This window comes from Mesorhizobium escarrei, assembly GCF_935825525.1.
Classification (GTDB): domain Bacteria; phylum Pseudomonadota; class Alphaproteobacteria; order Rhizobiales; family Rhizobiaceae; genus Mesorhizobium; species Mesorhizobium escarrei.
The window spans coordinates 14,150-34,811 of record NZ_CAKXZT010000173.1 but is presented as its reverse complement, the minus strand read 5'-3'; the positions used below and the strand labels follow the sequence as shown (position 1 = coordinate 34,811).

Below are 20,662 nucleotides of genomic sequence, written 5' to 3'. Positions count from 1 at the left end.
CCACCTATGCATTGCGCTAAGCATATAGGAGTTTGGGCCTGCTTCCCGGCTCGGGCTCGATAACCGTGATCTGAGTTACGGGCTGATTGTCGGTTCGGATGTGTGGCATAACGACCTCGCTTGATTGGCAATGGATTTTGCCGTGTCACCGCTGGCGGTCGAGGGGCCGGCCCGAGCGATCGAACACCCGGTCGATCTTGCTCGCCATGATGAAATCGTTCTCGTGCAGACCTTTGATCTTCTTGGTGCTCAGGCAAACCGTCACATAACCCCAGCCGAAGCTGATGTCGGGGTGATGGCCCTCGGTTTCGGCGAGCTCACCGATCTCCTGAACAAGGGCGAGCGCGTCCCCGAAATTGCGGCATCGAAAGCTCCGCTGGATGCGGTGGGCATCGTCACCCAGCTCCCAATCAGGAGCCTGAGCCTGGAAGCGTTGGGCTTCATCACGCGTGAGCGGCGGGACGCCGCCGCGACAAGGCGTACATGTTTTCTCGGCAAGAGTGTCGGTCATGTCCTTGTCTCCAAGACGATTTTTAGCAGCAAATACGACAGCGACGAGCCTATCGATCGATCTCCTCGAACACGATGTCGAGCGAACCGATGATCGCCGAGATATCGGCTCGCATGTGCCCGCGTCGCTGGCCTTCCGTCGTCCTGGCTATAGTTTCAGGCGCCGCTCAGTAGTCCATTCCGCCCATTCCGCCCATACCTCCTGCGCCACCCATAGCTGGCGCATCCTTCAGCGGAATGTCCGCGACCATTGCCTCGGCGGTTATCAGAAGCCCGGCGATGGAACCGGCGTCCTCAAGGGCCGTTCGAACAACCTTGGCGGGATCGACAATGCCGGCCTTGATCATGTCGACGTAACGCTCGGTCTGCGCATCGAAGCCCTGATTGGGGTCCTTTGTGTCCATCAGTTTTCCCACGACGATCGAACCTTCGACGCCGGAATTCTCGGCAATCTGCCGGATGGGGGCCTCAAGCGCTCTCAGCACAATCGAAATACCTGCCGTCATGTCTGCATTCGCCCCAGTAAGCTCAGTCAAAACTGCCTTGGCGCGCAAAAGCGCCACGCCGCCGCCGGCAACGATGCCTTCCTCGACCGCGGCGCGGGTCGCGTTCAGCGCATCATCGATGCGGTCTTTCTTTTCCTTGACTTCCGTCTCAGTCGCGCCGCCGACGCGAATGACGGCGACGCCGCCGGAGAGCTTCGCCAGCCGTTCCTGCAGCTTTTCCTTGTCGTAGTCCGAAGTGGTTTCCTCGATCTGCGCCTTGATCTGCGACACACGGGCCGCAATTTCCGGCTTCTTGGCGGCGCCGTCGATGATTGTCGTCGTGTCTTTCTCGATCAGCACGCGCTTGGCGCGTCCGAGCATCTCGATCGTGACATTCTCGAGCTTGATGCCGAGGTCTTCGGAGATCAGCTGTCCGGCAGTCAGGATCGCGATGTCTTCCAACATCGACTTGCGGCGGTCGCCGAAGCCCGGAGCCTTGACCGCCGCGACCTTCAGGCCGCCCCGCAGCTTGTTGACGACCAAGGTGGCCAGCGCCTCGCCCTCGACATCCTCGGAGATGATCAGCAGCGGCTTGCCGCTTTGAACCACGGCTTCGAGGATCGGCAGCAGCGCCTGCAGATTGCCGAGCTTCTTCTCGTGAATGAGGATGTAGGGATCCTCCAGTTCCACCCGCATCTTTTCGGCATTGGTGACGAAGTAGGGAGAAAGATAGCCGCGGTCGAACTGCATACCCTCGACGACATCGAGTTCCGTGTCGGCGGTCTTGGCTTCCTCCACCGTAATGACGCCTTCATTGCCGACCTTCTTCATCGCGTTGGCGATCATCTCGCCGACCGACGCGTCGCCATTGGCGGCGATCGTACCAACTTGGGCGATCTCGTCCGATGACTTGACCTTCTTGGCGCGGGCTTGAATGTTCTTCACCACTGCGGCAACAGCGAGGTCGATGCCGCGTTTCAAATCCATCGGATTCATACCGGCGGCCACGAACTTCGTTCCTTCACGCAGGATGGACGCGGCAAGCACGGTCGCGGTGGTGGTGCCGTCACCGGCAAGGTCGTTGGTCTTCGAGGCCACTTCGCGCACCATCTGCGCGCCCATGTTCTCGAACTTGTCGGAAAGCTCGATCTCCTTTGCGACGGCGACGCCGTCCTTGGTAATACGCGGCGCGCCATAGGCCTTGTCGATGACGACGTTGCGGCCTTTGGGGCCGAGCGTCACCTTGACGGCGTTGTTCAGAATTTCGAGGCCGCGCAGCATGCGGTCGCGGGCATCGGTAGAGAATTTGATTTCCCTGGCAGACATGATTTTTCGTCCCAGTTCAGTCTAGAAATTAGGAGAGCGGAAATCCCCCAGTCAGGCGGCTTTCTCGGCCGCTTTGGTCTTCTCGACGATGCCCAAAATGTCGCTCTCCTTCATGATCAGGAGATCCTCGCCGTCGATCTTGACCTCGGTGCCGGACCATTTGCCGAACAGGATGAGATCGCCGGCTTTGACGTCGAGCGGGATCAGCTTTCCGCTTTCGTCACGCGAGCCCGGGCCGACGGCGATCACTTCGCCTTCCTGCGGCTTTTCCTTGGCGGTGTCGGGAATGATGATTCCGCCCTTGGATTTGGTATCGCCTTCAGCGCGCCGAATGACGACGCGGTCGTGAAGTGGCTGGAATTTCATTGGGGGTTCTTTCTGCCGCCGCACATAGAGCGACTGCAGCTATAGCATAGCCCCTTTGGCACTCGAATGATAGGAGTGCCAATTTTTTAATTCCTCAAGCCGAAAATATTGAAATGTTAATCAGTCATTGCTACCGGCCCTTTGGCCATCCGAAAGGCGGAGCAATAAGCAATTATTGTAATTCATACTTTTTCATTTTTGCCGACAAGAGGCTTTATTAATCCGAAAATTACAAACCAACCTATTTAGCCTTTATTGAAAGTGCATCGAGACATATATATAGGTCGCGTGGATTTATCCGATTTGGCTTTCGCGGTCCCGATCGACATAGGTCCGCGACCTTCGACCCGCCATGAAGCACCGAATTTTCGACAGCGAATGTATAGCGCCTATCCGGCGCGCATGTCGCTCTGTTCGAGGCTGTGAATCCACGGCGCTGACCACGGATGTACTGGCAGCATTGGGACCTTTCCGGTTCGGATGGAAAAGATGCAGGAGGGCGTCGGCGTGCTCCTGCGGAAAGCCGCACTCATGACCAGTCGCACCACGCAGACCGTCGTTCACTTTTCATCCGCGTTCCGGCTGCCGGGTTTTGAGGCGTCGCAACCTGCCGGAGACTACGCGTCGATCGATTGAGGGGATCCTCCAGGCTTGCCTGGCGACGCGTCGGCGCGCTCATTCACCTGCCGGCAATCGCCCTGCAGAGTTCGGCCAAAGTTCGACGCAACAGATGGTGCAGCTCAGCCCAGCAGACCTCGACGCCGCTCTCGAAAAGGACCTTGGATAATCATGACCGCACCATCCCTCATGCAACGCGGCCTCCCCGCGTGGGGAGCGCTTGCCTGCGCTGCGGCGGCTTTCCATGCGAGCCGGTTCAAAAATGATGCTGCGAAACGGCTCCGGCTTTATCCGACGAACGCCTCACGCATCCGAGCGAACATGCCTGGCTGTCTCCCGGCAATCGCCGCACGGATGTGACGGGCGGCCGTTACGGCGTTCACCGTCGCGCCGAAATGGCAATAGCAGATGATCTCATGCAATTGCCCGTCGGTCAGTTCGAAGAACCGCTTCGCTTCGCCGTAGTTGTCGTTTTCCAACCCGGCGGCGCGAAGGACAGGATCCTCGAAAGCGACTGAGATCGGCGAGCCGTCGCCGCGCATGGCCGCGCGTGCTCTAACCGGCTGATACTCGGTCTGGTGCAGCGTCGAGAGGCGCCGGTCAGGGTTCCGTTCAAGGAGCTGCGCCCAGCGTTCAAGACGTTCGCTGCGCGACATGGCCTGGCGCGAGTAGCCCTGATCCACCTCGGCCACGACCTGCAATTGCTCCAGAGTTTGGTGCTTCATGTTGGCCTCCTATTCGGACGATAGTTGGTCCACCATTTCCTACTACTACCTGAGGCGAGCGTGACTCCAACGGATAGTGAAGTCCAATCACGATGATGCCTGGAGGGCTTCGTTCACGAAGATGTGGAGGCTTCGCAAAGATCCGGCCGTTAATTTGCGAACGCGGTAAAATGCGCGGCTGTTCGACGATGTCGGTCTGGAGTCCCTGCCGATCGAGGTGATCGACGGGCAGAGTCTGTGCTGGAGTGGCCCGGCTCCATTGGTGGCCGGGCAGCGGGATCAAGGGAGTGGCAGCTTAGCTTCGAAACCGCCGAAGGCCAGGCTCATTCGAGTTCTCCGCCCGGTCGTTGGGGCCCTTGTGGCTCCAGTGTACGACTTCCGGCATGACCTGGCGCCTGGCTACTCCGTAGGATCGCAGTTTGTCCGTGTCGAAATCATTATCGAAGTTACCCGGCCCGATGGCGGAGTGTTGCGAATTGCACGCGATCCAGGAACCGGTCCGTCCAACAGGTTGAGCGGAAGCTATCTCAAAAACGGTCCAGGCTGTGCGTCGTCAGGATGGTAGCCGAACCAGCGAAACAGCCAATCAGGGATCCCTTCCTTCGACCTTTAGAGACTGAGCAGTCAGCTGCCGCCAAGCGAGAATGACGATCGCTCTCACTGCTGCGGCGCTGGTATCGGTGTGCCGCCAAACCAACCAGCCGCATACGCAATCACGACCAATACCACGATCACGGCTACCACGCCGTACCAGAGGCGCCTGTCTTTGAGATCCATCGTTACCTCCTGCCCGCTACGTGTTGGCCACTGGGCGAATTCCTTGAGCGTTTGGCCGTCAATTCCCAGATGAGCGACCCATTTGCCCTCTGGTAGGCACACAGTAGGCTGGATAAAGCTCTTTGAGAAGCGCGCAATACGACCGCGCCGGCATGATCGCCAGCGGCTGCGACGGGCAGCTGCAGGCCTGCTCGAGAGTTAGCGTAGCGGCATGGATGTCAAAAGATCGGCGATGCCATCCAGCGCCCGTGTGATCGATGCGGCGCGCGTTATCCTGATCTTCCGCCACGGCTTCGCGCAGCCGCACCCCTCATGTGACCGTTTCGAGCCGGCTGAACTGAACCGGGATGAGTTCCAGAACCTCGAGTTGCCCTGCCGCATCCTTGTCGATGACAGTCAGCAACTGTACTTCTTCAGATCCCACAGGCAGAATCAGGCGTCCCCTGGCTTGAGCTGCTTTTGGTTTTCTACGAGCGGGCCTCCGGCGCCCGCATGCATGCGAACTATTTTCGGGTCGGCGGCGTCCATCAAGATCTGCCTCCGAAGCTTCTGGACGACATCTGGGATTTCTGCGATCCGTTCCTCAAGGTTTGCGACAATCTCGAAGGATTGCTCACCGACAACCGTATCTTCAAGCAGCGCAACGTCGATATAGGCTTGATCAGCCTCGACGATGCCTGGGCTTGGGGCTTCTCGGGCGTCATGGTGCGCGGATCGGGCGCCGCTTGGGATTGCGCAAGGCGCAGCCCTACGAATGCTATCCTGAGATGGATTTTGATATTCCTGTCGGCAAGAACGGGGACTGCTATGACCGCTATCTCGTCCGCATGGAGGAAATGCGCCAATCGGTTCGGATCATGAAGCAATGTCTGGGAAAGCTGCGTTCACCGGAAGGCCGGGGCCGGTCGCACTTCCAAATCAAAAGATCACGCCACCGTCGCGTGCCGAGATGAAACGCTCGATGGAAGCGACGATCCATCATTTCAAACTTTACACGGAAGGGCATCACGTGCCCGCCGGAGAGGTATACGCTGCGGTCGAAGCACCGAAGGGTGAGTTCGGCGTTTATCTGATTTCCGATGGCAGCAATGTTCCGTACCGGTGCAAGATCCGAGCACGCTCCTTCGCCCATCTGCAGGCAATGGATTTCTTGTGTCGGGGCCACATTATCGCCGATGTCTCCGCGATCATTGGTTCGCTCGACATCGTGTTCGGAGAGATCGATCGTTAAGCCGAGTTGCACATCTCGGCTGCTGGAAGATAGGCCTACAATCGCAGGATCATCCGTGGTTTATCGAAGTCGCGCACAAAAAAAGCCCGCCGGAGTGGGTCTCTCTGGCCTGCTGCCGGTTCATTGGACAGGCAGCAGGCCAAGTTGACCCTATCCAGCCGCAAGGGAATGACAAACCCGAAAAGAACGGCTCGCCCTTTCACAAGGCGGGCCGTTCGTTCGCTTTTTACAGAAGATACGAAAACGCCGCTCGACCGGAAGGGAGCGGCGTTTATCAAGTGTGGCGTCCTAACCCCTAGACGAAACCCCGATTGGTCGGAGCCGCCGGACTCGAACCGACGTTTCCAGCTTGTTCGCTATCAACTTTAGATGGTGTTCTCCCGTCGTCCTTGCAAGCGCCATCGGCGCGCAGAGTGTGGAAGGCTAGACACGAGCCAAACGCTACCCGCCCTGGAACCAACACTTCGCGCATATGTTGATAGAGCCCGGGCGGCCCCCCGCCGCGTCCGGTGGCTACGAAGCCGCTTTCAAGCATCCTCTGGAAGCGGGTTTTTTGTGCCTTCCCGGCGAACGGATTCACCAATGCCGGTGACAGGCCGGTACATAATGACTCGCTAATGGATTGTCGAAAGCGTACATTCCCAATGTCGCTGGCCACTGAACGGGCGCTGGCGCTTGAGAGCGTAGATCGTACTCCCGCCCCTATGGGAGTTATGTGATGGAAAACGACAGCCGCTCAGACGGATTTATCTCCGCTCACGACTTTGACATTCTGTGCGATGCCTTCAAGGCTTCGGTCGAGGAAGGACGGGTAACCAAAGCGCACAGGATTCAGCACGCCAAGAATCTGGTGCGCGAACTCACCGGCCAAGAGAACGCCGACAAACACCTGATTAGCCGGATGATGCGGGGTTGCCACGCTACCCAGCCGTAGGGGAATGGCGGGCCTACTAGGGTTTGGTAGGCCGCTTCCGTGCCTTCGCATCTTCAACGCCTCGGTCAAACCCGGCTTGGTATTCGGTCTTGCCTGCGGGGATGGAGTGGCTTGGGATGCCGGGCGAAACCGTCTTCCAACCGTCCAAATACCCCTTCTCGAAAGATCCAGACATTACTTCTGTCCCGATGGTTTCTCGTCTCGCCGCTCACTAGTATGTGCGGCCTTGGCTATCTTTTTGACCATAGCATCTGACCGACTGCCCGACGGCGAAACGATGAACGTTCATTGCTGGATCCTCCTGATTGTGCCTAGCGCCTGTTCCTGATCCTGCTCTAACGCAGCTTCGAGTTCGTGATGGTCGATACCCACAAGCTGGCTCGCGAGATAGAGGGTCGAGGAGTCGGCGGGAATATGGATGAAGGTGGCGACACGCCGGTAGGCGAGCCAGGAAATCCCGTCGATCAGTCGTCGTCCTCATCGATTGCATAATCGCCCGGCGGCTGAAACTCATCGACGCCTCCCAGCGAGAATGGTGCCGTGAATTTCACGGTCGTGTGCTTTGTGCGGGTGTTCATTTGCATATCCCTGGAAAGAGCAGATTATTGCGCTCGCGAAGCGACGCAGCCCTTTCAAAATCGATGATTTGGGGAGTTGGCGGGTCGAGAGCCTGTGACGCCGCGATAGCAAGCATGGCCAAAAGAACGGTACACGAACGGTATGCGCCAATTGCGGTTTAACTGCCGCTTGTCTGGAGAACCGCTAGCTGCCGAATGCCCTGTTTTGGCCGCTAAGCCACTTCCGCCAGGAAAGCTCCAAAAAAACTATTTTGGATGCTCCTTATGTGATAGGGTGATTTTCTGGCCGAAAAATAACAAAACAAAGGAGGCCGCTGTGAAAACCTATATCCCTGCTCAGGTTTACCTTTACGACTACAAGAGCTTATTCGTAAGAGCGTCGGTCACGATTGCTATAGGCATCATTGTCTATTCGGCGCTTTTCGGCATCACCTGGTAAGTCCAGACGTCGGTCATGACGGGCGGCCAAACGTCCTGGAGTGGCGCTTCCAGGGCGCGGGCTTCGCTGGAGGCCGCCAGTCCAGCTCCGCCATATAGATTTTGACTAGCCCACCCAAGAGGTGCACCGCCATGAACGACACCAACGACAAAGCCCGCGAAAATCGCGATGCTGTTGATATCAGCATTTGGGAGAACGAAGGCGGAGCCTTGGATCGATACGATATGAATCATGACTACGGCCGGCGCATAGAGCCGGACGGGTCATGGACGATCTATCATGTCTTCACCGGGGCGCCGGCAGATATGGGAAGCCGATCCATGGCTGGGCTCAGCAAAACAGATGCCACTACCAGAATGATAATTTTGAACGCGCACAATGCGAAGAGACGCAAGGCCGCGAGCCTGCAACAGACGTTCGCTACGCGGTTCTTAACGGCTTGAGGTATGTTCAACCTTGGCGCTGACTTTTCCGAACCGAAGCCGCAGCTACGACGAGGCCGGACAATACCTCCATTTTCTCGGCTACAATGGCATGTTTGAAATGCTGTTCTTGATTGAGATCGAAGCGCTCGCGAACGCAAAACCGGAAGCAGCCACAGCCGAAGCGGGTTATTTGGCGTCCTTCGATGCACCACCGGACTCCATTCGTGATGTCGCGCGGAAAGTTTACTCCCACGGCCGCAAGAACGTGTACCAGCCCAGAAGACCTCAACGCTTCGAACAGCGGACGAGCAAAGCGTTCCCGTAAGGGATCGGCTTATCCCTGCGACCGCGGAGCGTTGTGCGGTTTCGACATGGTTGGGGACTACGTTCAGCGCTCTTGTCTCACTGGCGCAGGCGGCCTGTCCAATTGGCGATGCTGCTTTTGGGGCTATCGCTGGCAACGGCGCTGTGGTCAGCGGTTCAGGCGATCAACGGTGAGGCGCGGGCGAGCTATGACCGTGCAGCGGCGATCCTTGGGCAGGACCGGCTCGCGCAACTGGTGCGTGAGGACGGGGCCCGGATGGATCAACAGGAGTTTGTGAGACTGCGGCGAGCAGGCTGGCTGGCTTCGCCGGTGATTGAAGGTGAAATGCGGTTTGGGGACGTGCGGTTGCGCGTCCTTGGCATTGACCCACTGACTTTGCCGCCGCAGGCGCAGCAGGTGGATATTGCGGCGGGTGACCAGTTATTGCCGTTCATCACGGCGCCCGGTGTGCTCTATGCAGCCCCGGAAACCGCGGCACGACTAACCGAGCAAGCGACACCTCCCGTGCGCGTGGCCGAGGGTTTGCCGCCTGGCACTGTCCTCACCGACATCGGGCAGGCGCAGGTCCTGCTTGGGGCAAAGGACAAGATCTCTCGTCTTTTGCTCTGGCCGGACCAACCGATTGGCCGTGCCCCTCTAAAGGTGACAGCCCCCGGCCTGACCCTGCGCGAGCCGAGCGAAACGGGAGATCTTGCCAGGCTGACCGACAGTTTTCACCTGAACCTGACGGCTTTCGGTTTTCTTGCCTTTGCGGTGGGGCTCTTCATCGTGCATTCCGCCATCGGTCTGGCTTTTGAACAGCGCCGCCCGGTGTTTCGCACGCTGCGCGCACTGGGCTTGCCGGCCCGCGTGCTGGTCCTTTTGCTGATCGCCGAGCTGCTGACCTTCGCCCTCCTCGCGGGGCTGGTGGGCGTGGCACTTGGCTATGTAGTCGCCTCGGCCCTTTTGCCCGACGTCGCCGCCACCCTGCGCGGGCTTTACGGGGCCGATGTGCCGGGAACGCTGTCGATCCGCCCCGCAGTGTGGGCAGCGGGGCTGGCCATCGCGGTAATCGGCACGCTGGTGGCGGCCGCGCAGAGCCTCTGGCGCTTATGGCACCTGCCGCTGCTTGCACCGGCCCAGCCTCGGGCCTGGGCGCGGGCTTCGGAACGGGGACTGCGCGCGCAAGGCGTGGCTGCGATGGTGCTCCTGTTGACGGCGGCGGGAATTGCACACTTCGGATCCGGCTTCGAGGCGGGCTTTGCGCTTCTGGCGGCACTGCTGTTGGGGCGGCACTGATGCTGCCGCTCGTGCTGACGGGGATATTGCACCTTGGCAGCCGCTTGGCGCGTGGACCATTGGCTGAATGGTTTTGGGCCGACACGCGTCAACAGCTTCCCGGCCTGTCATTGGCGCTAATGGCACTGCTGCTTGCGCTGGCCGCCAATGTGGGCGTCAGCACGATGGTGGGGAGCTTTCGGCTGACCTTCAGCGGCTGGCTCGATCAGCGTCTAGCCTCCGAGGCTTTACGTAACCGCGCGCACTGAAACAGAGGCCACGCTGATACACGACTGGCTGGCCCAGCGCAGCGACGCGGTCCTGCCGATTTGGAGCATTGAGGGCCGGGTCGCAGGCCAGCCCGCGGCAATATACGGCGTGGCCGATCATGCCACCTATCGCGACAACTGGCCGATCCTATCTGCAGTGCCGGAGGTGTGGGACCGGATCGCCGCAGGCGACGGCGCCCTGATCAACGAACAACTGGCGCGGCGCCGAGGGTTGGGCTTGGGGGACCAGATCACGCTGCCCGGTGGCTGGCGGGCCAGCATCGCCGGCGTCTATGCCGACTATGGCAACCCGATTGGCCAGATAATCATCGGGATCGACACACTGGTCCAGCACTACCCGGACGTCCCCCGCCTGCGCTATGCCATTCCAATTGCCCCCGGCAAGGCCGAAGCACTGGGAAGGGATTTGCGGGCGGAATTCGGGCTGCCCGCGCAGAACGTGATTAACCAGGCCGGGATCAAGGCCTTTTCGCTCAAAGTGTTTGAGCGCACATTCAACGTGACAGCCGCGCTGAATTTTCTGACGCTGGGAGTCGCAGGGCTGGCGATGTTTGCGAGCCTCATAACCCTGTCGGGGATGCGCCTGCCGCAACTGGCGCCGGTCTGGGCCATGGGTCTGACCCGCCGCCACCTCGCATGGTTGGAGCTTTCGCGCGGCTTGCTGTTGGCAGCCTTGACCATGCTGGCCGCTGTGCCTGTGGGTATTGCGCTCGCCTTTGTTCTACTGGTGGTGGTGAATGTGGAGGCTTTTGGCTGGCGCCTGCCGATGCATCTTTTTCCCGGTGACTGGGCGCGGCTGACGGCGCTCGCGCTGCTGGCGGCCGGACTTGCAGCCGCCGTGCCTGCCTGGCGGCTGGCGCGCCTTTCACCATCGAAATTGCTGAAGGTATTTGCACATGAGCGTTAGAGCATTGCTGATCTACATGTGCTTGGCCGCACCTGCCTTTGGCCAGGGTTTTGCTGGGCTTGGCACAGAGGCTGACGGGTTTTCAGTGCCGCAGCCGGGGACTGCATTCAACTTTCCGGCAGACCACGGCCCGCACCCCGGTTACCGGATCGAATGGTGGTATTTGACCGCCAACCTGCAAGCTGCGGATGGAGCGGACTATGGCGTGCAATGGACTCTTTTCCGATCCGCCCTCGCCCCGGTGGAGCGGTCCGGCTGGTCCAGTCCGCAGCTTTGGATGGGCCATGCCGGGCTGACGACGCGAACGCACCAATTCGTGGCCGAACGGCTGGCACGGGGCGGCATCGGCCAGGCGGGGGTTACGGCTGCGCCCTTTGCGGCGTGGATTGACAACTGGCAGATGGCAGGCCGGGCCCTGCCAGAGGCGGATGCGCTGTCGGCGCTCGATCTGCACGCGGCGGGACAGGCGTTTTCCTATGAACTGGCGCTGGACGCCAAAGGCCCTCTGGTGCCGCAGGGAGTGCAGGGCTACTCGGTGAAATCCGAGAAGGGGCAGGCGAGCTATTACTACTCGCAACCATTCTACCACGTGACCGGTACACTGACCCTTCCGGCGGGCGTGATTGCGGTGTCCGGTCAGGCGTGGTTGGACCACGAATGGTCCTCGCAGCCGCTGGCTGAGGATCAGACCGGGTGGGACTGGTTCTCCTTGCATTTCGACAGCGGCGAAAAGATGATGGGCTTTCGCCTGCGCGACAGAGGCGCGGGCTTTACATCGGCCACATGGATCAAGGCCGACGGCAGGCCGCAGCCGCAGGCCCCCGGCGCGCTAAGGGTGACGCCGCTCGAAACGGCGGCAGTCGCGGGACGTAGCGTGCCGATCCGCTGGAGGGTGCAATTGTCGGAAAAAGGGGTGGATGTGACCATCCGGACGCTAAACCCAGAAGCCTGGATGGACACACGCTTTCCCTATTGGGAAGGCCCGATCCGATTTGAGGGCACCCATGCCGGGCGCGGCTATCTCGAGATGACAGGCTATGAGTGACTGGAGGACGCTGCTCGATCGCGAGATCGCGACGGTTGGCGAATTGCCGAAAATGGAGAAGGTTAGTTTCCAGCGCCCTTCCCTCTACCATTTTAGACGTTTAACGGCATGATATTGTTGGATTTTTGTCGGCAAAGAGTCGGAAAAATGGCTCCGGCGTCAGTCCGGGTTCTGACCGCCTTGGTGCCGCCACGCGACAGCCGTTACCCGGCGGCTGGCAACAGAGATCGACTGGCGCCACCGGCAAGGCGACCCCGGTAGCAGGCGGCGGTATGTGTGAGCCAATCATGAAGGCCTACCGCCAGGAAGCACTGTGGCCTGGGCGCGCAAGTCGGACTTGAAATATCAAGGCGCGCGGCGCACGATGGGGCAGAAAATGCACCGAGAGGGAGACGGGGCGTAGGGCTAGAGCGTAGCAGCGCTTGGAGGAAGCCATGAACGTCAAAGCGATTCTCGAGGACAAGGGTCGAGCCGTCGAGACGATCGGCCCGGACGAGACGCTCACCGTGGCGATCAACAGGCTCGCTGAGCACAGGATCGGCGCACTGGTCGTTACCAATGGCGATCGCAAGGTGGTCGGCATCGTGTCCGAGCGCGACATCGTCTGCGCCATGAACAAGCATGGGGCTGCGGCCCTGGAGCAGAGTGTCCGTCACGCAATGACCGCCAAGGTCAACCTCTGCACCGAGAACCACACGATCAACCAAGTCATGGAGATCATGACCACAGGCCGCTTCCGCCACCTGCCCGTGGTGAAGAACGGCCAACTCGACGGCATTGTCTCGATCGGCGACGTGGTGAAGAAGCGCATCGAGGAGGTCGAGCGCGAGGCCGAAGAGATTATTCACTACATCTGGGCGGGGTAAGCTCGCCAAAGGCGACGTCCTTTTTTCTGGGTTTCTGAACCCGTGCCGGACCTCCTTCGGCAGCCTGAACAACGGATAAGCAGGCTGCGGTATCGCACACCGTATCAGATGTTGCGACTTGGGCATAACGTAGCGCCAAACCATGCAATCTTGAGAAAAATCCGATACTAGGGCACAATTTGTAGACGCATCTGAAGTGCGCAGCTATCTCAAATCCGGCCGTCTTGCGCCGAGTGACAGATCGCGGCGGAGGGCCGGCGTCGATGGATCAGGCGTTCTTTCTTCTGTTCGCTGCGGCGTCCGTGATCACGGCACTGACCGTGGTCCTGGCGCGGAATCCGGTTCACAGCGCATTGGCGCTGATGGCGTGTTTCCTGCAGATCTCGGCAATCTTCGTCTTGCTCGAGGCGCCGTTGCTCGCTGTCATCCAGATCTTCGTCTATGTCGGCGCAATCATGGTCCTGTTCCTGTTCGTGATCATGATGATCGATGTGCGCGAAGCGGTGTTGCAGCGGTTCTTGCCGGGCGGCAACCTGCCGGCTCTGGTGCTGCTTGTCCTGCTTGGGGTGGAGATGCTTGTGCTGGTGCTCTGGAGCGACCGCTTTTCGGTCACGGAGCCCGTCATTGTGCGCGGCGGCGATCAGATCAGGCAACTCAGCACGACACTTTTCGCCGACTATCTCCTGCCGTTTGAAGCCGCCTCTGTCATCCTGCTGGCCGCCCTGGTCGGCGCCATCGTGCTGGCGCGGAAGGAGCAGGGGTGATGGTTCCGCTCTGGTGGTACATTTTGCTCGGAGTGGTCCTGTTCGTGATCGGAGCAGCAGGCGTACTGCTTAGACGCAATATCCTGGTCGTGCTGATGTCGCTGGAGCTCCTGCTCAACTCGGTCAACATTAATTTCATCGCTTTCGGGCATTACTACGACGATTTCCGCGGGCAGATATTCGCGATCTTCGTCATCGCAATCACCGCGGCGGAGGTTGCCGTCGCCCTCGGCATCTTGGTTGCCCTCGTAAGGAACAAGTCCACTCTCAAGGTCGACGACGTGACCATGATGAAAGGATAGCGGCTTGGAACCGGTGATATCGATCCGGCCGCTGCTTGCCGTCGCCGTTGCAGGCCTGGCGGCCCTTGCCGTTCTCCTTCTGAACAACCGCGAGAAACTCCGCGATGTCGTCTCGCCGTTGGCCGCGATCGCCATGTTCGCAATTGTCGCCTCGATGGCGCCCACGGTGCTGGCGGGCGGCACGGTAGATTTACGCCTGTTCGAGATTCTGCCTGGGATCGACTTCGCTTTCCGGGTCGATGCGCTCGGCATGGTGTTTGCCACCGTCTCGTCGCTGCTGTGGATTGTGGCGGCGATCTATTCCATCGGCTACATGCGGCACTTGAACGAGCACGCGCAGACCCGGTTCTTCGCCTGCTTTGCGACCAGCCTCGCGGCGGCCGTCGGGGGCGCCTTCGCCGCCAATCTATTTACGCTGGTGATCTTCTACGAGGTGCTCAGCCTCGTCACCTATCCGCTCGTCTATCACCACGAGGACGAAGAGGGATGGACGGGTAGCCGCAAGTACCTCGTCTATTTGATGGGCGCGTCGAAAAGCTTGCTTCTTGCCGCGCTGGCACTGACCTACCACATTGCCGGGTCGCTCGACTTTGTGGCGGGGGGGCTGCTGGCGGGGGTCGACGCCGCGGCGCCGCTACTGACGGTCGTCTATTTCTGCTATCTCTTCGGTTTCGCCAAGGCTGCGGTGATGCCGATGCACGCTTGGCTACCTGCCGCAATGGTGGCGCCGACACCGGTCAGCGCGCTTTTGCATGCGGTGGCCGTGGTCAAGATGGGCGTGTTCTGCGTGCTGCGGGTGGTGTTCCATGTCTTCGGCGCGGGGCTGGTGGACGGGCTGGGGCTCGGCATTGCAACGGCCTATCTGGTCTCGTTCACGATTCTGATGGCGTCCATCTACGCTCTGACGCGGGACGACCTGAAGGCGCGGCTCGCCTATTCGACGGTCAGCCAGCTCTCCTACATCGTGCTGGGCGCGGTCCTACTTTCGCCGGTCGCGATGGTCGGCGGGATCATCCACATTGCGGCGCATGCCTTCTCCAAGATCACGCTCTTTTTCTGCGCCGGATCGATCTATTGCGCGTCTGGCAAGCGGAACATCAGCGACATGGCCGGCATCGGCCGCAGGCTGCCCTGGACGATGGGGGCGTTCTTCGTGGCCTCGCTCAGCATGATCGGGGTGCCGCCGACCGCGGGCTTCGTCAGCAAGTGGTATCTGGCGCTGGGCTCGGTGGAGGCGGGGGAGATTGCGTTCCTGGTCGTGCTCTTGGTGAGCTCGGTCCTGAACGCCGCCTACTTCCTGCCGGTCAGCTATGTCGCTTTTTTCGGGACGGAGACACAGGAAAGTCCGACGACGGTCCGTGAAATTCCGATGGTGACGATCCCGCTGGTCGCGACCGCGATCCTGTCGGTGTCGATGGGTATTTTCCCCGGCTATTTTCTCACCCTGGCGGAAGGAGTGGTCAGATGATCAGGCGTGTCGTCGATTTCTTTGGTGAGGCGAGATACGCGGAGCAACGCCGCCGGCTGTTTTATCTTGCGCTCGTTCTGATCGTCATCGCCGATTTTCTGGTCCCCCGCGAACATGCTGAATACCTGTGGGACCGCTTGCCGGGCTGGTCGGCCGTCTATGGCTTCTTGTCCTGCGTCCTGCTGATCTTCGTCTCCAAGTTCCTCGGCCATCAGGGCGGGTTGATGCGGCGCGAGGACTATTATGATTGACTTCGTCCATCCCGCCCTGCTGTTCATTCTTGGCGCCCTGCCGATCCCTTTCCTGAAAGGATCAATCCGCAAGGCCTATCTGATGCTGATCCCCGCGGTGGCGATCCTCGCCGTGCTCACCGTGCAGCCAGGCAGCTACGGCGCGGCGGAGTTCATCGGGCAGGAAATCCTGATCGCCAAGGTCGACAGACTGAGCATCGTCTTCGCCACCGTTTTCACCATCATGGCGCTGATCGGCATGGTCTACGCGCTGCACCTGACGGGCGCCGGAGAGCATGTGGCGGCGTTCGTCTATGTTGGCAGCGCGCTCGGCGTGGTGTTTGCAGGCGACTACCTGACCCTGTTCCTGTTCTGGGAAGGTATGGCGTTTGCCTCTGCCTATCTGGTCTTTGCCCAGCGCGGCAAACAGGCGATCCGTGCGGGGTTCCGGTATCTCATGGTCCATATCACCGGCGGCGTCGCCCTGCTGGGTGGCGTCATTCTCCACGGGCTCGCCACAGGTTCGCTGCTCTTCGGCCCGATCGAGGGGGGGATGGGCGTCGCCGCCTACCTGATCCTTGCCGGGTTCATGCTCAACGCCGCGGTGCCGCCTCTCAACGCCTGGCTGACAGACGCCTACCCGGAGGCGACCGTCACCGGAGCGGTGTTCATGAGCGCCTTCACCACCAAGACCGCCGTCTATGTGCTGGCCCGGGCGTTTCCGGGCACCGAGCTTCTCGTTTGGCTCGGCACGGCAATGGCGCTTTACGGCGTCATCTACGCGGTGCTGGAGAACGACTGCCGTCGGCTCCTGGCCTATCACATCGTCAGCCAGGTGGGCTACATGGTGGCGGGCGTCGGCATCGGTACCGAGATGGCGGTGAACGGGGCCTCCAGCCATGCCTTCGCGCATATCCTCTACAAGGCGCTCCTGTTCATGGGTGCGGGGGCGGTGATCCACGTCACCGGGCGGCGCAAGCTCACCGAGCTCGGTGGGCTCTACAGGACCATGCCGCTGACCGTGGCGCTCTACATGGTCGGCGCCTTCGCGATCTCGGCATTTCCGTTCTTCTCGGGCTTCGTGACCAAATCGATGGTGGTGGCCGCCGCCGGACAGGATCACCGCGCGCTGGTCGTGATGGCGCTGACGATGGCATCATCTGGGACCTTCCTGCACACTGGGCTCAAGCTCCCGTACTACATGTTCTTCGGCACGGACCGGAAGCTGGAGGCGCGGGAGCCGCCCCGCAATATGCTGGTTGCGATGGGAATGGCGGCGGTGCTGTGCATCGCGATCGGGGTGTTCCCCCAACCACTTTACGCGCTGCTGCCCCATCCAGTCGACTTCGAACCCTACACCGGCGTCCATATCACCGAGAGCCTCGGCATACTGATGTTCACCGCATTGGGCTTCGTGCTGTTCCTCAGGGCGCTCGACCCCGAGAACACGATCAGCATCGACACCGACTGGTTCTACCGCAAAGGCGCGCGGCATTTCATGTGGCTCGCCGAAAAACCGCTGGCGCGCTACGAAAAGGCGGTGAGCGACGTGTCCGAGACCGCGGTGCTGCCCTTCCTGCACGGAACCGCACGGGCCGGACTGCGGATCGATCTCAACGGTGTGGACGCCGTCGTCAACGGCGTCGCCCGTTCGATCCTGCGCGGTGGCGGCGCGCTGCGACAGTTGCAGACCGGCGTCGTGACCCATTACGCGCTGGCCATGATCGTCGGTGTGATCGCAGCCATCGCCGTCTTCGCCGTGGTGTGGCGGTAGGGGTGCGATGGCGTTCCCGCTGCTTAGCCTCATCGTGTTCATGCCCGCCGCCGGGGCAGCGGTTCTGATGTTTCTCCGCAGCGACGATGCGGTGCGGTGGACGGCGCTAGGTGTCACCGTCCTCGACCTCGCTCTCTGCATCGCTATGCTGGCCGGCTTTGACACCACTACCCACGAGATGCAGTTCACCGAGACGCGCCCGTGGGTGCCCGCGCTCGGAATCACTTACGCGCTCGGCATCGACGGAATCAGCGCGCTCTTTGTATTCCTGACTGCGTTATTGGGCTGGATCTGCGTGCTCGCCTCGTGGGTCGCGATCGACCGCAAGGTGAAGGAGTTCATGGTCAGCCTGCTGGCCATGCAGGCGCTGATGCTGGGGGTGTTCTGCGCGCTCGACCTGTTCCTGTTCTACGTCTTCTGGGAGGCGATGCTGATCCCGATGTACGTGATCATCGGCGTCTGGGGCGGCGACGGCCGGGTCTATGCGGCGTTCAAATTCTTCCTCTACACGCTGGCAGGCAGCCTTCTGTTCCTGATCGGTGTCATCGTGCTCTATTTCCACGGCGGCGAGACTTTCGACATCCTCGCCCTGACGGCGCAGGATTTGCCGTTCCGGGTTCAGTCCTGGCTGTTCTTCGCCTTCCTGATCGCGTTTGCGGTCAAGGTGCCGATGGTCCCGGTCCATACCTGGCTGCCGGACGCCCATGTGCAGGCGCCGACGGCGGGTAGCATCATCCTCGCCGGCGTTCTCCTGAAGATGGGCGCCTACGGCTTCCTGCGGTTCTCGCTGCCGATGCTGCCGGAGGCGTCGCTGTATTATTCGACGCTAATGCTTTCGCTTTCGGCGCTCGCAATTGTCTATGGCGGGTTACTCGCGCTGGGGCAGGACGACCTCAAGAAGCTGGTGGCCTATTCCAGCATCAGCCACATGGGTTTCGTGACGCTGGGAATTTTCACGTTGAACCTCCGTGGGCTCGAGGGCGGCATCCTGCAAATGTTCAATCATGGCGTAACGACGGGCGCGTTGTTCCTGTTCGTCGGTCTGATCTACGAGCGGACCCATACCCGCAGCATCGCGGATTATGGCGGGCTGATGAAGGCGGCGCCGGTCTATACCGCGTTTCTTGCGCTGTTCACCCTGTCATCGATGGCGCTGCCGGGAACGAATTCGTTCGTGGGCGAGTTGCTGGTGCTGTCGGGCGCGTTTGCGGCCAATCTGGCTGTCGGCGCCGCCGCCGTTCTGGGTGCTCTGCTGGGCGCGGCCTACCTGCTTGGCATGTATAGGAAAGTCGCGCTCGGTCCGGCCAGCGTCGGCGCGCGGTTCAAGATACGCGACGTGAACGCCCGCGAGATGGTGGCGATCCTGCCACTGGCCGCCTTTGTGCTCTGGGTCGGGCTCTATCCGAAACCCTTTCTCGACATCATCGACGCATCGGCGAAGCATCTGCTGGCGCAGGTGCACGGCAGGGGGGACGGCCCATGACCGACGCCGCGCTCTACCAGTCGATCCTTGCGAGCCTGCCCGAGATCGTCGTGGTCACCGGCGCCTGCATCCTCCTGATCCTGGGTCAGATTGTGCCAAAGGGGCCGGGGCATTTCCTTGTCTGGGCTTCCGCTGCAACCGTGCTGGTTGCGGCCCTAGCGACACTGTTACTGGCGGGCGAGGTGCGGCCGGCCCATTCGGGCATGTTTATCGTCGACCGCTTCGCAGTTTTCTTCAAGATGGTGTTCTACCTTTCGACCATCCTGACGTTCCTCCTGTCGCGAAAATATGCCGAGATCGAGGGGATCGCGTTGAGCGAATACTATGTCCTGCTGCTCTTTGCGCTTTCCGGCATGATGATCATGGCCTCGGCAACCGATCTTCTGTCGGTCTATGTCGGCCTCGAGCTGATGTCGCTCTCCACCTATGTGCTGACCGGCTTCCTGCGGCAGCAGCGGCGGTCGAACGAAGCGTCGCTGAAATACGTGATCCTTGGCGGGGTCTCGACCGGGATTTTCCTTTACGGCGTTTCGCTGGTCTACGGGCTCACCGGCACGACGCAGCTGGACGGGATGGCTGCGGCGGTGACCGGCGATCCGCTCGATCCCGGATTGCTGCTGGCGGTGGTCTTCATCGTCGCGGGGCTGGTCTTCAAGGTCGGCGCGGTGCCGTTCCATATGTGGGTGCCGGACGTCTATGAAGGCGCCCCGACGACAATCACGGCCTTCATGTCGGTCGCCCCCAAGGCGGCGGGGTTCGCGGTGATCCTGCGGGTGTTCCTCAACCCGCTTGTCGCAGCCTCGGATGCCTGGATCATCGTGGCGGTCATTGCTGTGGTGACCATGGCGCTCGGCAGTTTCGTGGCGCTGGTCCAAGACAATTTCAAGCGCCTCCTGGCCTATTCCAGCATCGCCCATGCCGGGTTCGCCATGTTCGGCGTGGTGGCCGGCGGTGCGGACGGGATTGCCAGCGTGATGCTCTACCTGCTGATCTATACGTTCATGAACCTCGGCATCTTCGGCACCGTCATCATGATGCGGAACGGTGACTTCTCGGGCGAGGTCATCGAGGAGTACGCGGGTTTCGCCAAGTCGCATCCCGGGCTGGCGCTCCTGATGCTGCTCTATCTGTTCTCGCTGGCCGGCATTCCGCCGACGGCCGGGTTCTTCGCCAAGTTCTACGTGCTGGTTGCGCTCATCGAGCGGGGTTTCGTCATACTGGCGGTGATTGCAGTGCTGCTGAGCGCCGTCGCCGCCTACTTCTATATCCGCATCGTCATGGTGATCTACATGCGCGAGCCGGAGCGCGCGTTCGAGCCTGCCCTGACGCCGTCCGTCCGCGCCACGCTCGCCTTGACTGCCGCCGGCACCATCGGCATCGGACTGTTTCCGGCGTGGTTTCTGAGGCTTGCCCAGAGTTCCGTGTTCGGCGGTTGACCACGATTGGATTTGCAATGAACCGGCCAAGGGAATACTCTGGAGCGTACGAAAGGATGCCCTAGTCGCTGCACGAGGGCCAGCACCGCCGGCCTGAAGAT

The 20,662-nt window shown here is 60.7% G+C and carries 17 protein-coding genes and 5 pseudogenes; 16 read left to right on the top strand and 6 right to left on the bottom strand.

Going from position 1 to position 20,662, the window contains the following annotated elements; all coding sequences use genetic code 11:
- Positions 1-145: 145 nt before the first annotated feature.
- From NMG80_RS33350 to NMG80_RS33340, 3 genes are all read right to left on the bottom strand, one after another.
- Entirely contained in the window at positions 146-511 is a 366-nt protein-coding gene (locus NMG80_RS33350; RefSeq protein ID WP_254022078.1) for a 4a-hydroxytetrahydrobiopterin dehydratase, read from the bottom strand.
- Positions 512-677: 166 nt separating this feature from the next.
- Positions 678-2,321 carry a chaperonin GroEL gene (groL, locus tag NMG80_RS33345; protein ID WP_254022077.1) on the bottom strand — a complete coding sequence of 548 codons (1,644 nt, stop codon included), beginning with the start codon at positions 2,319-2,321 and terminating at the stop codon, positions 678-680.
- Between the two features lie 51 nt (positions 2,322-2,372).
- Positions 2,373-2,687 (bottom strand): co-chaperone GroES, encoded by a 315-nt coding sequence (locus tag NMG80_RS33340; RefSeq protein WP_254022076.1) that lies wholly within the window; start codon positions 2,685-2,687, stop codon positions 2,373-2,375.
- Positions 2,688-3,218: 531 nt separating this feature from the next.
- Here NMG80_RS33340 and NMG80_RS33335 point away from each other — a divergent pair.
- Positions 3,219-3,474: pseudogene (locus NMG80_RS33335) on the top strand (hypothetical protein).
- Between the two features lie 118 nt (positions 3,475-3,592).
- Here the strand turns inward: NMG80_RS33335 and NMG80_RS33330 are convergent.
- From NMG80_RS33330 to NMG80_RS37595, 3 genes and pseudogenes are all read right to left on the bottom strand, one after another.
- Positions 3,593-4,030, bottom strand: coding sequence for a hypothetical protein (locus NMG80_RS33330; protein WP_254022075.1), 438 nt, complete (start codon positions 4,028-4,030; stop codon positions 3,593-3,595).
- Between the two features lie 301 nt (positions 4,031-4,331).
- Positions 4,332-4,457: pseudogene (locus tag NMG80_RS33325) on the bottom strand (IS6 family transposase); the annotation flags it as partial.
- A gap of 660 nt (positions 4,458-5,117) precedes the next feature.
- Positions 5,118-5,249, bottom strand: a pseudogene (locus tag NMG80_RS37595) (protein-L-isoaspartate(D-aspartate) O-methyltransferase); the annotation flags it as partial.
- Positions 5,250-5,299: 50 nt separating this feature from the next.
- Here NMG80_RS37595 and NMG80_RS37590 point away from each other — a divergent pair.
- From NMG80_RS37590 to NMG80_RS33250, 15 genes and pseudogenes are all read left to right on the top strand, one after another.
- Positions 5,300-5,760: pseudogene (locus tag NMG80_RS37590) on the top strand (NADH-quinone oxidoreductase subunit D-related protein).
- Positions 5,673-6,038, top strand: coding sequence for an NADH-quinone oxidoreductase subunit D-related protein (locus tag NMG80_RS37585; RefSeq protein ID WP_367186053.1), 366 nt, complete (start codon positions 5,673-5,675; stop codon positions 6,036-6,038). The pseudogene NMG80_RS37590 and the gene NMG80_RS37585 overlap by 88 nt, the downstream one beginning before the upstream one ends.
- 718 nt (positions 6,039-6,756) lie before the next feature.
- Positions 6,757-6,972 carry a hypothetical protein gene (locus NMG80_RS33315; protein ID WP_254022074.1) on the top strand — a complete coding sequence of 72 codons (216 nt, stop codon included), beginning with the start codon at positions 6,757-6,759 and terminating at the stop codon, positions 6,970-6,972.
- A gap of 1,148 nt (positions 6,973-8,120) precedes the next feature.
- A complete protein-coding gene (locus tag NMG80_RS33305) occupies positions 8,121-8,432 on the top strand; it encodes a hypothetical protein (protein ID WP_254022073.1) in 312 nt (103 codons plus the stop codon).
- Between the two features lie 13 nt (positions 8,433-8,445).
- Complete coding sequence (locus NMG80_RS33300; RefSeq protein WP_254022072.1) at positions 8,446-8,739, top strand: DUF1488 family protein; 294 nt, start codon at positions 8,446-8,448, stop codon at positions 8,737-8,739.
- A 108-nt stretch (positions 8,740-8,847) separates the two neighbouring features.
- Positions 8,848-11,193 (top strand): annotated as a pseudogene (locus tag NMG80_RS33295) (FtsX-like permease family protein).
- Positions 11,183-12,238, top strand: coding sequence for a lipocalin-like domain-containing protein (locus NMG80_RS33290; protein ID WP_254022071.1), 1,056 nt, complete (start codon positions 11,183-11,185; stop codon positions 12,236-12,238). Before NMG80_RS33295 ends, NMG80_RS33290 begins: the two are co-directional and overlap by 11 nt.
- Positions 12,239-12,672: 434 nt before the next feature.
- Complete coding sequence (locus tag NMG80_RS33285) at positions 12,673-13,104, top strand: CBS domain-containing protein (protein WP_254022070.1); 432 nt, start codon at positions 12,673-12,675, stop codon at positions 13,102-13,104.
- Between the two features lie 263 nt (positions 13,105-13,367).
- Positions 13,368-13,868 (top strand): NADH-quinone oxidoreductase subunit J, encoded by a 501-nt coding sequence (locus NMG80_RS33280; protein ID WP_254022069.1) that lies wholly within the window; start codon positions 13,368-13,370, stop codon positions 13,866-13,868.
- Entirely contained in the window at positions 13,868-14,170 is a 303-nt protein-coding gene (nuoK, locus tag NMG80_RS33275) for an NADH-quinone oxidoreductase subunit NuoK (protein ID WP_254022068.1), read from the top strand. The genes NMG80_RS33280 and nuoK overlap by 1 nt, the downstream gene beginning before the upstream one ends.
- A gap of 4 nt (positions 14,171-14,174) precedes the next feature.
- Positions 14,175-15,638, top strand: a complete 1,464-nt coding sequence (locus NMG80_RS33270; protein ID WP_254022067.1) for a monovalent cation/H+ antiporter subunit D family protein — start codon at positions 14,175-14,177, stop codon at positions 15,636-15,638.
- On the top strand, positions 15,635-15,889 hold the full coding sequence (locus NMG80_RS33265) for a hypothetical protein (protein WP_254022066.1): 255 nt from the start codon (positions 15,635-15,637) through the stop codon (positions 15,887-15,889). Before NMG80_RS33270 ends, NMG80_RS33265 begins: the two co-directional genes overlap by 4 nt.
- Positions 15,882-17,642 (top strand): Na(+)/H(+) antiporter subunit D, encoded by a 1,761-nt coding sequence (locus NMG80_RS33260; protein ID WP_254022065.1) that lies wholly within the window; start codon positions 15,882-15,884, stop codon positions 17,640-17,642. The genes NMG80_RS33265 and NMG80_RS33260 overlap by 8 nt, the downstream gene beginning before the upstream one ends.
- Before the next feature lie 7 nt (positions 17,643-17,649).
- Positions 17,650-19,125, top strand: coding sequence for an NADH-quinone oxidoreductase subunit M (locus NMG80_RS33255; protein WP_254022064.1), 1,476 nt, complete (start codon positions 17,650-17,652; stop codon positions 19,123-19,125).
- Entirely contained in the window at positions 19,122-20,561 is a 1,440-nt protein-coding gene (locus NMG80_RS33250) for an NADH-quinone oxidoreductase subunit N (protein ID WP_254022063.1), read from the top strand. The genes NMG80_RS33255 and NMG80_RS33250 overlap by 4 nt, the downstream gene beginning before the upstream one ends.
- The last annotated feature ends 101 nt before the right edge of the window (positions 20,562-20,662 follow it).